Raw genomic sequence first — 15,372 nt, forward strand, 5'->3', positions numbered from 1 at the left:
ATGAATAAAGTACTTATAAATCCAGAAAATTACAAAAGTAAATACATAGAATATCTCAATCTATGTTTTCCAAATTGGGGTAGCGATACCCAATACAATTGGGCTTTTGAGAGAAAAATAGGCAAACACCACAGCGACATCCTCCTGCTTGCCAACGAAGAAGACGAAATTATCGCTGGGTCTGGTTTGTCGTTTAGAATGATCAAAACAAACGACGGAGTCATTCACGATATCGCCATTTTCACAGGATCTTGGACGTTACCAAATGCAAGAGGAAGAGGTTGCTTTACCCAAATCATCGAACTCTTTGAGCAAATTTGCATAGAGAAAAATGTGCCTTTTTTAACCGCTTTTGTTACTGAAAGTAATGGTAGTTACAGGCGTTTTGTAGATCTCAATTATTACTGTCTCGAAGCCAATAACATCCTTTCGAACGAAACTCCATTTGAAAACGTACCTCTTTTTGAAATCGTTTTTTTAGAAAAGAAGCAATCACTAGACTTATTTGAAAGCTTTACGAACAATGCGAAAAACAAAACGGTTTTTCATTACGATAAAGAGGAATGGTTGGGGCAATATGTAAATCGTACTAATGACACGTCAGTCATAAGCATTGACGACAACTACTTTTTAGTCGAGGAAAACGAGAGCACATTCCGAATTTTGTTCTATAAAGATTTTAATATCGAGCACATAAAAGCGATTTCAAATGTAATGTTGGAAACCAAAAAGAAAAAAACAATGTTTTTTCTAACTGATAAAACGAATATTGAAGTTTGTGAATCGGAAAATTTCAACGTGGTCAAAGGCTTTTTTACAGTAAAAAATTGTGTAGGTGATCAATCAGAAGCAGAAGGTATTTTTAAAAACCTAGTAATCAACTTATCAGACAAAATGTAGATGTATATATTTCTAAAAAATAGTTGCGACTTCCTTTTTGCACTAGTAGGCTTGCTGATTTTAGCACCTTTGTTTCTCATTATCTCTATAATTTTGTATTTGGATTTTAAAGAAAGTCCTTTTTTCTTTCAAAAACGGGTGGGAAAAAACAACAAAGTCTTTTCGATTGTAAAATACAAAACGATGAAAAATACCCGTGACGAACAAGGACTACTCTTGCCAGATGAACAAAGACTAACCAAGTTAGGAACACTGATTAGGAAAACTTCATTAGATGAGATTCCGCAATTGGTGAATGTATTAAAAGGCGAAATGAGTTTTGTGGGGCCTCGACCGCTTTTAGAAAGTTATCTTCCACTTTATAATGAATTTCAGAAAAAAAGACATTTGGTACGACCCGGCATTACAGGTTGGACACAAATCAACGGAAGAAATGGCAACAGTTGGGAACAAAAATTTGAATACGATGTTTGGTACGTTCACAATATTTCGTTTTTTCTCGATGTAGAAATCCTTTTTAAAACGGTAAAAAAAGTATTTATAAGCGAAGGTATTTCTGCAGAGGGACAAGCAACAACCACTGCATTTAAAGGAACTTCTGAATAACATGATGAAACAAGAAATTATAGTTATCGGTGCTGGTGGACATGGGAAAGTAGTTGTTGATTGTGTCGAACAAGAAAGTAAGTACCAGATCATTGCGGTTGCCGATGATGTTTTTGAAAATCGAAAACTATTCAGTTTTGAAGTGGTTCAAAAAGATAATGTTACCTTTTATGCTGGAAAACAAGTTGTTATAGCTATCGGAGATTGTCAAACCCGAAAAAAAGTAGCAAATACTTTAAAAGCAGAATTTGTTACTACAATTCATCCTGCTGCAATTGTTTCTAAACATGCCGCAATTGGAGTTGGTACACAAATTTTTGCTGCCGCAATCGTCAATCCGGGTGCTAGTGTAGGAAATCATGTGATTTTAAACACGGGTGCCATAGTTGAACACGATTGTATAGTAGGGGATTTTGTCCATTTATCCCCAAATAGTTGCATCGGTGGTGGTGTTTCTGTGGGATCATGCACCCATATTGGTATAGGAGCTTCTGTAATTCAAGGAGTTTCTATTGGAAGCAATGTAATAATTGGTGCTGGAGCAGTGGTAACAACTGATATTCCTGACAATTGTACTGCCGTAGGAATTCCGGCCAAGCCTATAAAATTCCACAATTCGAACTAATGTTTAAACGCCTATTCGATTTTTGGGTAGCGTTATTACTACTTGTAGTTTTTGGGATACCCATTGTGATGGGAGTATTTTTGGCAAGTATCGACACAAAATCATTTGGATTATTCAAGCAAATGCGAATTGGACAACATGGAAAATTTTTTACTATTTACAAAATTAAAACCCTTAACGACCAAACGCAGTTATCTACTTCATTCGGAAATTTTTTACGAAAGTATAAATTAGACGAGTTAACTCAGCTCGTTAATATCATTAACGGAACCATGTCTTTTGTGGGGCCACGTCCCGATATTTCGGGTTATGCCGATAAGTTAACGGGAGAAGATCGCTTGGTTTTACAAGTTCGACCAGGTGTTACGGGTTTAGCTTCTCTTAAATACAGAAACGAAGAACAAATTTTGCAACACCAACCGAATCCCTTTGATTATAATGATGCCATTATTTGGCCGGATAAAGTAAGAATCAACAAATGGTACGTTCAAAACCAGTCTTTTCTACTGGACGTTAAAATTTTATTTTTCACATTTGTCCCTTTAGCTTTCGATACGGAATTATTTATGAGTAAAAATGCTATTGAAAAATAAGTTACTCATTTCTAAAGTTCCCAAATCCTAAATCCTAAATCCCGGATTCCAAATCCCAGATTCCAGATTCCAAATCCTAACCCCTAACTCCGGTCTCCAAATAAAGGTCTCATAAAATAAAACTAAACTTTCAAACAAAAATACAACGTGCTTTTCAGTCAAAATTGTACATTTGCACCAAATAAAATACAATATGCAGGATAAAATATGGTTGTCTTCACCCCATATGGGCGGTTCCGAACAAAAGTTTGTAAAAGAAGCTTTTGGTGCCAATTGGGTAGCACCTCTAGGTCCAAATGTTAACGGATTTGAAACAGACTTACAAAGTTATCTAGGAGGTGAAGTGTATGTTGGAGCGTTAAGTTCAGGTACAGCAGCATTGCATTTGGGTCTGATTATTTTAGGAGTCAAGCCAGGTGATGAAGTCATTTGTCAAAGCATGACTTTTTCGGCATCGGCAAATCCAATTTGCTATCTTGGGGCAACACCGGTTTTTGTAGACAGCGAAGAAACGACGTGGAATTTGTGTCCTATTGCTTTGGAAGAAGCCATTAAAGACCGAATTTCAAAAGGAAAAACACCCAAAGCGATTATTGCAGTCCATTTATACGGAATGCCTTATCAAGTAGACGCTGTTCATGCAGTGGCCGCCAAGTACAATATTCCTATTTTAGAAGACAGTGCCGAAGCATTAGGAAGTACCTACAAAGGAGTTAATTGCGGTACCTTTGGATCTTTAGCAGCATTGTCTTTTAACGGAAATAAAATCATAACTACTTCCGGTGGAGGTGCTCTCGTGGCACATTCCCTTGGCGAAAAAGAAAAAGCAGTATTTTTATCCACCCAGGCCCGTGATGCAGCACCACATTACCAACATTCAGAAATAGGTTACAATTACCGTATGAGTAACATTTGTGCCGGTATCGGTCGCGGACAAATGGAAGTTTTGCAATCGCATGTGGAAGCAAGAAGAGCCATGCATCATTTTTATGTGGATCTATTTGCAAATATTCCTGGTGTTAGCGTATTTCAAGAGCCAACATCTGATTATTTTTCCAATCATTGGCTTTCGGCAATTACTATAGATACAACACAGTCAAATGGAAAAACAGCTGAAGAACTGCGATTGCTTTTAGAAAAATCAAATATAGAGAGTCGTCCTTTGTGGAAACCAATGCATTTGCAACCCGTATTTGCAACTTTTCCTTACTATGGAGGTGCAGTAGCCGAAGAATTATTTCAAAAAGGACTTTGCTTACCTTCTGGTTCCAACTTGACTGAAGCAGATCGTTTACGAATTACCGAAGCTATTCAAGCTTTTTTTGTATAGTTTTGAATAATTTCGTGTGTGAACTGTTTATAATTCATTAACTAATTAAAATATACGCTATTTTTGTAACAGTAGCAAAAAGTCCTATCAGTGCCTAATATTAATTTTCAACAACTCTACAACCGTTTTAAAATCCAGAGCCGCCTCGTGGGTTCAATAGGGTATTTAAAAAATTTAGGATACCTACCGAGATGGGTTATTTTATTAATAGATATTTCGGCAGTTATTTTTAGTGCCTTATTCGTACACATTATGTTGTGGAGTATGGGACTGGATTTATTCGATTTACAGTATATTGCCTATATTTTGCCAACATATTTTTTTATCAACTGTTTTTTCTTTTGGTTGTTCAGAACATACTCTGGTATTATTCGACACTCTTCATTTATTGATGCCATCAAATTAGGTTTTGCTACTTTTTCAACATTATTTGTACTTGTAACTATTAATTACATCGTATTGTATGTTCATGGCAACAAGATTTTCATGAACACCGGGCTGTTGATTAATTTTGTCATCTCTTTTTCAGCATTATTTGTATACCGAATTATAGTAAAACAAACTTTTGAAAAATACCTCTCCGAAACACGTAAAGAGAATTTAATGCGGGGTTTGATATTTGGCTCTGACGAAAACGCCATTGCAGTGGCGAATGCTTTGATGGCAGAGCGGCCACGACGCTTTAAAGTGGTGGGTTTTGTAGATAAAAATAAACAAAATACCGCCAAAAGAATTTTAAATTTACCCATAATAAGTTTACGCAAACGTGTACCTGTTTTGATGCGTTCCGTAGAAGCGGAAGTGCTCATTATCGCGGATAAAACGCTTACAAAAGACGAAAAACTAACCATTGTAGACGAATGTTTGGAATTCAATTACAAGGTATACACCGTTCCTTTAATTTCAGATTGGGAAGATCAAAAAAACATTGCTAAGAAAATTAAAACGTTTGAGATTCAGGATTTACTGGAACGAAAACCTATTGTTCTGGATAATCAGTCCATTTCTAATCAGCTCAACGGCAAAATAATTTTAGTGACGGGTGCTGCAGGTTCAATTGGAAGCGAAATTGTGCGCCAAATCATTGCGTTTAAACCCAAAACTGTTTTGATGTTGGATCAAGCAGAAACACCATTGCATCACTTATCATTAGAAATTGAAAAATTGATCAAAGATGTAAAGGTTGTTTCGATAATATCAGACGTTCGCAACCGAGAAGCCCTAGAACATGTGTATGCCAAATACCGTCCTCAAGTTGTGTTCCATGCTGCAGCCTACAAACATGTGCCACTTATGGAACGAAATCCTGCTCAAGCGGTGTTTGTTAACGTTCAAGGAACTAAAAATGTAGCCGATTTAGCGTGCAAATACCAATGCGAATCCTTTGTAATGGTTTCAACAGACAAAGCGGTAAATCCTAGTAATGTAATGGGGGCTAGCAAACGAATTGCCGAAAAATACGTGCAAGGTTTGCATCATAAAAACAGATTAGACGGCAATAAATCAACAGCAACTAAATTTATTACCACCCGTTTTGGAAATGTACTGGGCTCAAATGGTTCGGTAGTTCCTTTATTTACGGAGCAAATAGCAAATGGCGGACCAATTACCATCACCCATCCCGACATTATCCGTTATTTCATGACCATACCTGAAGCCTGTCAGTTGGTTTTAGAAGCAGGTGCAATGGGTAATGGAGGCGAAGTCTATATATTTGATATGGGTAAACCAGTAAAAATTATTGATTTAGCACACAAGATGATACGGTTGGCAGGCTTTACGCCAGACGTAGAAATCAAAGTGAAAATTGTAGGACTACGTCCCGGGGAGAAATTATATGAAGAATTGCTTAACGATACAGCGAAAACGCTACCAACGCACCATGAGAAAATAATGATTGCGCAAGAAGCTATGGAAGATTTTGATGCACTTAATACAGCTGTGGATGCATTAATACTTGAAGCAGAATGTTACACTACGAACGAGATAGTAGTTAAAATGAAATCGATTGTTCCCGAATTTATAAGTATGAATTCCGACTTCGTACTACTCGATAAATAATAAAGTTGTAAAACTAATGATAATTTTTATCTTTGCTTTTTAAAAAAATTCAATCTATGACCGGAAAACTTTTTACACTGGGAATAATACTGTTAGTTTTAAACTCATGCGCTTCACGAGACAAAATGCGCTATTATAAAGGTATCGAAGAAGCAGCTTATGCTGATAGTATTTCTTACAATCCAGTGATAAAACAGGACGATTTATTGTCAATCATTGTATCTTCACCTAGTGCGGAAGCTACTGCCAATTTTAATGTAGCATCATTTGGTGTTGGTACTTCTGGTGCGGTACCGGGTGAAACTGTTGAACAACCTACCTACTTATCATATTTGGTAGACAATCAGGGAAATATTGAGTTTCCCGTTTTAGGAACGCTCAAATTGGGTGGATTGACACGTAGTGCTGCATTATCGATGATCAAAACCAAGTTGAGATCCTATATAAAAGATCCATATGTCACTTTGAGAATCCAAAATTTTAAAGTTTCAGTTCAGGGTGAGGTAAAAAGTCCTGGTTCTTTTCCAATAAATACAGAACGTATAACGCTGCCGGAAGCGCTATCTATGGCGGGTGACCTGACCATATATGGAAGAAGGGATAATATTTTAATTATTCGTGAAAATGAAGGTAAAAAGACCTACAATTATGTTGATATATCGAAAGCAGATTTTATCAATTCCCCTTTTTATTATTTAACGCAGAACGATGTGGTATACGTGGAACCAAATAAAGTTATGATGAACAATTCGGCAATTGGACCTAATATTACCGTTATTTTATCCTCTATTTCTCTTTTACTTTTAACTTATTCAATTTTTACAAGACGACAATGAGAGAACCAAACGTAAATAACGAAAGAGTTATTAAAGACGATTTTAATATCAAACAACAATTAGAGCGCTACTTCATGAATTGGAAGTGGTTTCTGTTCAGTGGTTTCATTTGTATAACTGTAGCATTTTTGTACCTAAGGTATACAACCCCCATTTATAGCATAAGTACAAGCGTATTTATAAAAGATGACAAAAAGGGCGGTTTAAGCGAAATGGGTGCATTTGCCGACATTCCAGGGTTGGCAGGTAGCAAAGTCAATTTGGACAGTGAGTCGGAAGTATTAAAATCACGGGCGCTCGTTGGGAAAACCATTAATGACTTAAATCTGAATATTTCGTATTTTGCGGACGGTCGCGTTATTTCAACCGAACTCTACACCAGCAGCCCAATTAAAGTGCAATTTTTTGATAAAAAAGAAGATTTTTATAAAAGAGATACCACTTTTGTCATTAATATGAAATCCAGTAATTCTTTTCAAATTGAAAATGAATCAGGAAAACCTAGTGGTATTTATACTTTTGGTGCAACCATTGCATTGCCTTTTGCAAAAATGGTCGTAATTAAGGAACAATCCACTAAAAGTCTTTCCTCAGTTCTTGTACGACTAACCAACACGGAGTCCATTATCAATAAATACATTAGTAAATTAAAAATTGAGCCAACCACGCTTAAATCAAATGTTATTAAAATTTCTGTCACCGATCCTGTAAAAGAATTAGGGGAAGATTTTTTAGATGTATTACTAAAAAATTACGATGAAGATGCTATTGGCGATAAAAATGAAGTAGCAAAAAATACCGAAAAGTTTATCAATAAACGTTTAGATGCTATTTCGGGCGAACTTGATACAGTAGAAGGGAGTATGGAATCCTTTAAAAAAGTAAACCGAGTAACCGACATTGTTTCGGAATCAGGTGCTTTTTTAGAAATGGCTACTGAGTATCAAAAGGAGTATTTAAATGTACAAACCAAAATGAGAATTGTTGCGGAAGTATCAGACTTTCTGAGTAAGGCAAACAATCAAACCACTATACCCGCTAATTTAGTGCCGGATGAAGGAAATATCAGTGGTTTGATTGAACAATACAATTTGATGGTTATAGGCAAAAAAAGGATTTTGAATGATGCTACACCCGAGAATCCAACGGTTCAAAATATGGAGCAACAATTAACGGGTTTGCGTCAAAGTATCCGACAAGGTCTTAAAAATCTAGAAAATGCTTTAGCAATCAGTGAGCGGGATTTAAAGAAGCAATCCGATGTTTTAGGGGGTAAAATTGGAGAAATTCCTACACAGGAACGCCAATACAGATCTATCGGAAGGAAGCAAAGTGTAAAAGAAGCACTTTACTTATATCTTTTGCAAAAAAGAGAAGAGAATGCCATCTTATTGTATGCAACAGCTTCCAATGCTAAAATCATTGATGTTGCCTATTCAAAACCAAATCCAATTTCACCAAATCCAGATGCTATTTACGTGGCTGCCTTGGTATTATCTTTATTGATCCCGTTTGCCTCTATTTTTATCTATGATTTATTAGATACCAAAATAAAAACACGTTCAGATATTGAAGGCGCAACTTTAGCTCCGTTCTTAGGTGATTTACCGCATTCCGATTCTAATCAAGACTTGATCAGTGTCGATAGTCGATCGAGTTCGGCCGAAGCGATGCGTATGATTCGAACAAACGTCGATTTTATGTTGAGCGAGGTACCTGAAGCCGTTGCTAAAGTTATTTTCTTAACATCGACGTTTCCAAAAGAAGGTAAAACGTTCGTGTCGGTAAATTTAGCCGGAACAATCGCGCTTTCTGGTGAAAAAGTATTATTAGTTGGTTTAGATATTCGAAACCCTAAACTGGACGAATATATGAATTTACCTAAAAAAGGGGTAACCAACTATATTACTGCTAAAGACGATGATATCCACAATTACATTTTCAGACAAGACGGTTATGATCATTTTGATGTATTTTCAGCTGGTGTAATACCACCTAATCCGGCAGAGATGTTAATGAACAAAAAGGTCGGGGAGATGTTTGAAACGTTGAAAAAAGAATACGACTATATCATTGTCGATACAGCACCAGTGAGTTTAGTTACCGACACTTTATTAATTGCGAAGTATGCTGATGCGTTTATATTTGTAGTACGTGCCAATTTCCTTGACAAGCGTTTATTAAATATCCCAGATGGGCTTTACAGAGAAAAGAAATTACCTAATATGTCTATTTTACTTAATGATACCAGTACGCACAAAGGCTATGGTTATGGTTATGGTTACGGATATGGCTACGGCTACGGCTACGGCTACGGGGTAGAAAAAGTAAAACTACCTTGGTACAAAGAATTTTTTAGCTTTAGAAAAAATTAGTGATTTTCTAAATCAAAATTTGGTTTTGATAAAAAAAACAAAAAGTTTTTCCAAAAAAATACATTAATAAAAAAAGTGTACTTAAATCATAAGATTTAGTACACTTTTTTTCTTTTTTGGAGCTTTTGGTAATTCTAAGAACAGCACAAATAAGTGTTTTGGATGGAAACTCTACATCAATTATGCTTTTATTTGAAAAACGAACTATTATTGATGGCCTCTTGTAAAGGTTTAGCGTCTTTAAAAAGTACTTTTCCATCAAATGCAGCTACATGTTTGTCGTGGTGGATGTCCGAACTAGCAAAATCAATCATACCTCTTTTAAGTAATTCTTCAGCCGTTCGTGCGACAAATTCACCGTAATAACCCACAGTAGACAATAAATTAATTTGAAACAAACAACCGGCTGTTTTCAGCCTTTTGTATTCTTCAAAGTGGTTGTGGTAAAAATTATAGCGTTCCGGATGGGCCAAAACCGGTTTGTAACCTGCAATTTGCAATTCGAACAAAATATCGTACAATTGCAGTGGCGCATTGATGTAGGACATTTCTACCAAAACATAATTTTCTTTAAGGGTTAATAACGGCTCATTCTGAAATAGTTTCACAAATGAATCGTCCATTAAATATTCCGCTGCACCTTTTATGGTAAAATCTAAATGGTGTTGCTTGAACAATGCATTTACCTCGTTCTGTCGATTGATAATCATTTCAGAAGTATTTTCCCAAACATGATTCATTACGTGAGGTGTGGCGGTAAATTGAGTAATCCCAAAACCATTCATCGCTTTTACAAGCGTCAACGTTTCTTCAAAATTTTTAGCACCATCATCAATCCCAAAAAGCAAATGCGAGTGGAAATCAATATGATTATCAGGAATTAAATCTTTTAAAATAGGCTTTTTCTTATTGAAAAAAAACATAGGTATTGGTTTTAATTGATACTAATCCAGTTCTGACGTAAAATATAATTTAACACTTGGATACTTGGAAACCGTCATTTGAATCGTAAAATCCGAATCGGCCAGAAATACAAGTTGTCCGTATTTGTCTTTGGCTAAAAACTTTTGTTTAATCCTTTTGAACTCTTTAAATTCAGCGTTTTTGGCATCATCAGGTTTCACCCAGCACGCTTTGTGTACAGGGAAATTTTCATAAGTACATTTCGCACCATATTCGTGCTCCAACCGGTATTGAATAACTTCGTATTGCAATGCTCCAACAGTCCCAATTACCTTACGGTTGTTGAGTTCTAAGGTAAATAATTGGGCAACACCTTCGTCCATCAACTGGTCAATTCCTTTTTCAAGTTGTTTGGCTTTTAAAGGATCAGCATTGTTGATGTACCTGAAATGCTCAGGAGAAAAACTCGGTATTCCCTTAAAAGTGATCACTTCTCCCTCAGTAAGTGTGTCTCCAATTTTAAAATTCCCCGTATCGTGTAAACCTACAATGTCACCGGGATAAGAAATGTCGACAATTTCTTTCTTTTCGGCAAAAAATGCATTGGGACTCGAAAATTTAAAATTCTTTTTTTGACGCACATGGTAATAGGGTTTATTGCGTTCAAATGTACCCGAAACAATTTTTAAAAAGGCCAATCGGTCTCTGTGTTTAGGATCCATGTTGGCGTGAATTTTAAAAATAAATCCCGACATCTTTTGTTCGTAGGAATCAACCAACCGGGTTTCTGATTCTTTAGGTCGTGGAGATGGGGCTATTTCAACAAAGCAATCCAACAATTCCCGAACACCAAAATTATTTAATGCCGAACCAAAAAATACGGGCTGCAAATCTCCTTTCAAATACGCCTCTTGGTTAAATTCTGGATAGACCTCGTGAATAAGCTCCAATTCGTCGCGCAATCTCGTGGCAGGCTTCTCGCCAATAATACTATCCAATTCCGGACTATTGACATCTGAAAATGCAATGGTTTCCTCTATGTTTTTTCGACTATCTCCGCTGAATAGATTGATGTTCTTTTCCCAAATATTGTAAATCCCCTTGAAATCGTAACCCATTCCAATCGGAAAACTCATTGGAGTAACGGTCAGCCCTAGTTTTTGTTCTACTTCATCCATCAAGTCAAACGCATCCTTTCCTTCACGATCCAATTTATTGATAAAAACAATCATTGGAATGTTTCGCATTCTACAAACAGCAACCAATTTTTCGGTTTGTTCCTCAACCCCTTTGGCAACGTCCACCACTACAATCACACTGTCTACAGCAGTCAAAGTACGAAACGTATCTTCAGCAAAATCCTTGTGACCGGGCGTGTCTAAAATATTGATTTTTTTTTCTTTGTAATTAAAAGCCAATACCGATGTCGAAACCGAAATTCCTCTCTGACGCTCGATTTCCATAAAATCGGAAGTGGCTCCTTTTTTAATTTTATTATTTTTTACAGCTCCCGCTTCCTGAATCGCACCTCCAAAAAGCAACAACTTTTCTGTTAATGTCGTTTTTCCAGCATCGGGATGTGCAATAATCCCAAAAGTACGTCGCCGTTCTATTTCTTTATTAAAACTCATAATTTTTTTTCTTGATTGCAAAAATAGAATATTATTGCGTAATAAAGGTTAAATCAAGATATTCTAAAATAAAAATTGAATTGTTTTTTTAAATCATTTTGGTGCTACTTTTATGTTATGAATCATTCCTCCAGATGTCCATTAGTACAATTGTTAAAAAAAACTAAAACTACATTCCATTCATTTTCCTTAATTACCTACGTATAAATTGGTCACTCGACCAGGAATCTATTATTCCATTTTCAACAACAAGCATAATTATAGTATATATTTACGCGAACAAGAAAACTTTGCTTGAACTGGCGAAGCAATTATAAAAAATCGCAAAAATCAATTGTTCTTTACATAACAATTTTATAGTTCATTATTCAATTCGATTTTAGACACATAAACACCGAAATCACAATCGTGTAACTTTAAATTTATTTTTGTAATTTTCAGCGGCGAATAGGTAGCGTTTCTCAGTTGGATTGGCTACAAAATGCATTTGAAGATAGATGAAGTTAAAATTACGTTGCTACTTATTTTGGATAATGCTGCTTACTTCTGTGAGCAACATTTTTGCGCAACAAGATTCGCAGTACACCCAATACATGTACAACACAATTGCCATAAATCCCGCGTATGCTGGCTCGAGAGGCGTTACTAGTATGTTTCTTTTACACCGTAGCCAATGGGTTGGGTTGGATGGAGCTCCCATAACGCATTCCTTTTCTTTCAACAAACCCATTTCAAATACCCGACTGGGATACGGGATTTCGATTATTAACGACCAAATAGGCATTTCAAACAGCAACACTTTTTCAGGCGACGTTTCGTACACCATTCCTGTAAATGCAAACTATAAATTATCATTTGGAATGAAAGCTTCTGCTAATTTGCTAAGTGTCGATTACAGCCGCTTGACCATTTTAGATCCAAATGATGTGGTGCTAAACGATCAAAACACAATAAACAATCAATTTTCGCCTAATGCAGGTCTGGGAGTATATTATCATTCCAACAAAAATTACATCGGAATTTCGGTTCCCAATTTTCTTGAAACCAAACGCTACGACGATGCCATTAGTGGGACTTCTAAAGATAAAATGCACTTTTATTTCATAGCGGGAAAAGTGTTTGATTGGAACGCCGATTGGCAATTTAAACCCGCAGTACTGACAAAATTCGTACAAGGAGCACCTTTACAAATTGATGTTTCGGCCAATGTCTTATTTGTAGAAAAATTCACATTTGGCATTGCCTATCGTTTTAATGCTGCAGTTAGTGCTTTGGCTGGTTTTCAAGTAAACGATTCTTGGCAAATAGGCTATTCTTACGATACCGATACCACCAGTTTAGCAAATTACAATTCGGGATCCCACGAAATTTTTCTCCGATTCGAATTGTTTTCGAAATATAATAAAATAGTTTCACCCCGATTTTTCTAAATTAGATAAAATGAAAATTTGCCATTTATGTTGTTTCTGTTTGCTACTTTTCTGGACTGTTTCCGGAGCGTCTCAAAATTGGGAAAAGAAAGGGCATCAGCAGTTTCAAGAAATGGCCTACAGCGATGCCATAAAAAGTCTTGAAAAAGCAGTCGAACAGGGTAGAGGCAACCCTCAAATTTATGCCGAATTAGCCGATTCGTATTATTTTAATGCCAATTATACGGCTTCCGCCAAATGGTTTCAGTTGCTGTTTAACGAAACGGAGAATAATAGACCCGATCATTTTTTTCGTTTTTCACAAGTGCTGAAATCCATCGGAAAGTATGATGAAGCTCAAGCTATTTTAACACAAATGACGCTCTTGTACCCTGATCAAAGTGTTGATTTCGCTGATTCTCAAGATAAAAAAATGGATTTTAAGCGATGCAAAATTCAGTTAGCACATTTTAATTCTACAGTTGCCGATTTTGGTGCCTCTTTTTATGGAAGCCAAATCGTTTTTGCTTCCGCCAGAGATACAAGTGGTGTTTTTACCCGAAAGCATTCGTGGACCAATCACAGTTTTACCGATTTGTATGCCGTTGATTCCGATTCGGCTGACGCAAAACCCATCCGTTTTGCCAAAAGTATAAATTCAAAGTTCAATGAGTCCAGTGCGGTTTTTACTAAGGACGGTTTGACCATGTATTTTACCAGAAACAATTTTGAAAATAATAAACGAGGAACTAATTTCAATCAAACTACCTTGTTGAGTATTTATAAAGCCGAGAAAAAAGGATCCGAATGGACGGTTGTGGGTGCTTTGCCTTTTTGTAGCGATTTGTACAGTGTGGCCCACCCGGCTTTAAGTGCCGACGAAAAAACACTCTATTTTGCTTCCGATATGCCGGGTGGTTTTGGTGCTTCTGATTTGTACCGAGTGCAGGTTGAGCCGAATGGTACTTTTGGAATACCCAAAAATTTAGGATCCGTGATTAATACGCAAGGTCGAGAAACTTTTCCATTCATCAGCGATGCGGGTGAACTGTATTTTGCTTCCGACGGTCACAACGGTTTTGGTGGACTGGATATTTTTGTGTCAATCCATGATGGAAAGTCTAATTTTAATGAACCCCAAAATGTAGGTTTGCCCATAAATTCACAGGTGGACGATTTCGGATTTATTATCGATTCAACAACTAAAAAAGGTTTTTTTACCTCAAATCGATCTGGTGGTGAAGGTATGGATGATATCTATGCATTTGACAATTGGATTCCGATTTCCTTTACTACTATTTTACAAGGAACCGTAATTATTCAAAATCCCGAAGAGACAAAAGCGGGTATTGCCGTGCTACTATTTGATGCTCAATCCAATCAAATAGATCAAACGACTACTGATGCTAGCGGTAAATACCAGTTTTCAGTAGATGGAAGAAAAAAATACACGATAAAAATGATAGAAAGAGGCTATACTTCTGCCCATATTTCAATCAATCCTGCACGCTATTCAACGGCTGTTTTAGAGAAGATTTTTATTGAAAAAGAAAAAACAGCTTTTGAATTGGGCGATGATTTAGCGAAAAAGCTGTCGCTACAGCCGATTTATTTCGATTTGAGTAAGTCCATAATTCGAGAGGACGCGGCAAAAGAACTCGCTAAAATAAAAAAAGTTTTGGTTGAAAATCCCAATCTGTCTATTGAAATTCGGTCGCATACCGACAGTAGAGATTCTTTCGAAAATAACCAAATTCTTTCCGATCAGCGCGCCCAAGCCACTTTGACCTGGTTACTTCAAAATGGAATCGACAGCAGCCGATTGAAGGCAAAAGGTTATGGAGAAACACAATTGATCAATCAATGTGCAGATGAATTTCCTTGTTCGGAGACCGAACACCAACTCAACCGTCGAAGCGAATTTATTGTCACCAGAATTTGAAATTAACGATTTAGCAACGAACTAAATAAAACTCCCGTATAATTTTATGTTAATAGTAATCAACTCACTTGCATAATGTGTTTGAATTGTTAATTTTGTGGGTCGTTGTAAATTGCATTTACTGCCATTTCCAATGAACAGCAAAACACCATTATAAATCT

12 protein-coding genes are annotated in these 15,372 nt (G+C 36.4%); 10 read left to right on the plus strand and 2 right to left on the minus strand.

Annotation, left to right across the window (positions count from 1 at the left end; genetic code table 11):
* The 8 genes from ACIQ2X_RS00300 to ACIQ2X_RS00335 all read left to right on the plus strand — a co-directional run bounded on the left by ACIQ2X_RS00300 (position 1) and on the right by ACIQ2X_RS00335 (position 9,326).
* Complete coding sequence (locus tag ACIQ2X_RS00300; RefSeq protein ID WP_396176873.1) at positions 1-900, plus strand: GNAT family N-acetyltransferase; 900 nt, start codon at positions 1-3, stop codon at positions 898-900.
* Positions 901-1,506: a sugar transferase gene (locus tag ACIQ2X_RS00305; RefSeq protein ID WP_396176874.1), complete on the plus strand. Its 606-nt coding sequence runs from the start codon at positions 901-903 to the stop codon at positions 1,504-1,506.
* A 1-nt stretch (position 1,507) separates the two neighbouring features.
* Positions 1,508-2,131 carry an acetyltransferase gene (locus ACIQ2X_RS00310; protein WP_396176875.1) on the plus strand — a complete coding sequence of 208 codons (624 nt, stop codon included), beginning with the start codon at positions 1,508-1,510 and terminating at the stop codon, positions 2,129-2,131.
* Complete coding sequence (locus tag ACIQ2X_RS00315; protein WP_396176876.1) at positions 2,131-2,724, plus strand: sugar transferase; 594 nt, start codon at positions 2,131-2,133, stop codon at positions 2,722-2,724. Before ACIQ2X_RS00310 ends, ACIQ2X_RS00315 begins: the two co-directional genes overlap by 1 nt.
* A gap of 193 nt (positions 2,725-2,917) precedes the next feature.
* Positions 2,918-4,054 (plus strand): DegT/DnrJ/EryC1/StrS family aminotransferase, encoded by a 1,137-nt coding sequence (locus ACIQ2X_RS00320; protein WP_396176877.1) that lies wholly within the window; start codon positions 2,918-2,920, stop codon positions 4,052-4,054.
* Positions 4,055-4,144: 90 nt separating this feature from the next.
* Complete coding sequence (locus ACIQ2X_RS00325) at positions 4,145-6,115, plus strand: polysaccharide biosynthesis protein (RefSeq protein ID WP_396176878.1); 1,971 nt, start codon at positions 4,145-4,147, stop codon at positions 6,113-6,115.
* Positions 6,116-6,240: 125 nt separating this feature from the next.
* Positions 6,241-6,951, plus strand: a complete 711-nt coding sequence (locus ACIQ2X_RS00330) for a polysaccharide biosynthesis/export family protein (RefSeq protein WP_396176879.1) — start codon at positions 6,241-6,243, stop codon at positions 6,949-6,951.
* Entirely contained in the window at positions 6,948-9,326 is a 2,379-nt protein-coding gene (locus ACIQ2X_RS00335; RefSeq protein WP_396176880.1) for a GumC family protein, read from the plus strand. The genes ACIQ2X_RS00330 and ACIQ2X_RS00335 overlap by 4 nt, the downstream gene beginning before the upstream one ends.
* 188 nt (positions 9,327-9,514) lie before the next feature.
* On the opposite strand, the gene ACIQ2X_RS00340 is transcribed toward ACIQ2X_RS00335, so the two are convergent.
* The gene (locus ACIQ2X_RS00340; RefSeq protein ID WP_396176881.1) at positions 9,515-10,249 is read right to left on the minus strand and encodes a tyrosine-protein phosphatase; all 735 of its coding nucleotides are present in this window, start codon (positions 10,247-10,249) and stop codon (positions 9,515-9,517) included.
* 21 nt (positions 10,250-10,270) lie between these two features.
* Entirely contained in the window at positions 10,271-11,860 is a 1,590-nt protein-coding gene (locus ACIQ2X_RS00345) for a peptide chain release factor 3 (protein WP_396176882.1), read from the minus strand.
* Positions 11,861-12,357: 497 nt separating this feature from the next.
* On the opposite strand from ACIQ2X_RS00345, the gene ACIQ2X_RS00350 reads away from it, so the two are divergent.
* Together ACIQ2X_RS00350 and ACIQ2X_RS00355 are read left to right on the plus strand one after the other, a co-directional pair.
* Positions 12,358-13,290: a type IX secretion system membrane protein PorP/SprF gene (locus tag ACIQ2X_RS00350; RefSeq protein WP_396176883.1), complete on the plus strand. Its 933-nt coding sequence runs from the start codon at positions 12,358-12,360 to the stop codon at positions 13,288-13,290.
* A 10-nt stretch (positions 13,291-13,300) separates the two neighbouring features.
* On the plus strand, positions 13,301-15,211 hold the full coding sequence (locus ACIQ2X_RS00355; protein ID WP_396176884.1) for an OmpA family protein: 1,911 nt from the start codon (positions 13,301-13,303) through the stop codon (positions 15,209-15,211).
* Positions 15,212-15,372 lie beyond the last annotated feature (161 nt).

Source organism: Flavobacterium sp. (genome assembly GCF_044368625.1).
Taxonomy (GTDB): domain Bacteria; phylum Bacteroidota; class Bacteroidia; order Flavobacteriales; family Flavobacteriaceae; genus Flavobacterium.

Bases quoted from the DNA above. Each gene is read 5' to 3' on its own strand.
- ACIQ2X_RS00300 (WP_396176873.1), top strand. From the start codon at position 1: ATGAATAAAGTACTTATAAATCCAGAAAATTACAAAAGTAAATACATA.
- ACIQ2X_RS00305 (WP_396176874.1), top strand. From the start codon at position 901: ATGTATATATTTCTAAAAAATAGTTGCGACTTCCTTTTTGCACTAGTA.
- ACIQ2X_RS00310 (WP_396176875.1), top strand. From the start codon at position 1,508: ATGATGAAACAAGAAATTATAGTTATCGGTGCTGGTGGACATGGGAAA.
- ACIQ2X_RS00315 (WP_396176876.1), top strand. From the start codon at position 2,131: ATGTTTAAACGCCTATTCGATTTTTGGGTAGCGTTATTACTACTTGTA.
- ACIQ2X_RS00320 (WP_396176877.1), top strand. From the start codon at position 2,918: ATGCAGGATAAAATATGGTTGTCTTCACCCCATATGGGCGGTTCCGAA.
- ACIQ2X_RS00330 (WP_396176879.1), top strand. From the start codon at position 6,241: ATGCGCTATTATAAAGGTATCGAAGAAGCAGCTTATGCTGATAGTATT.
- ACIQ2X_RS00335 (WP_396176880.1), top strand. From the start codon at position 6,948: ATGAGAGAACCAAACGTAAATAACGAAAGAGTTATTAAAGACGATTTT.
- ACIQ2X_RS00340 (WP_396176881.1), bottom strand. From the start codon at position 10,249: ATGTTTTTTTTCAATAAGAAAAAGCCTATTTTAAAAGATTTAATTCCT.
- ACIQ2X_RS00345 (WP_396176882.1), bottom strand. From the start codon at position 11,860: ATGAGTTTTAATAAAGAAATAGAACGGCGACGTACTTTTGGGATTATT.
- ACIQ2X_RS00350 (WP_396176883.1), top strand. From the start codon at position 12,358: ATGAAGTTAAAATTACGTTGCTACTTATTTTGGATAATGCTGCTTACT.
- ACIQ2X_RS00355 (WP_396176884.1), top strand. From the start codon at position 13,301: ATGAAAATTTGCCATTTATGTTGTTTCTGTTTGCTACTTTTCTGGACT.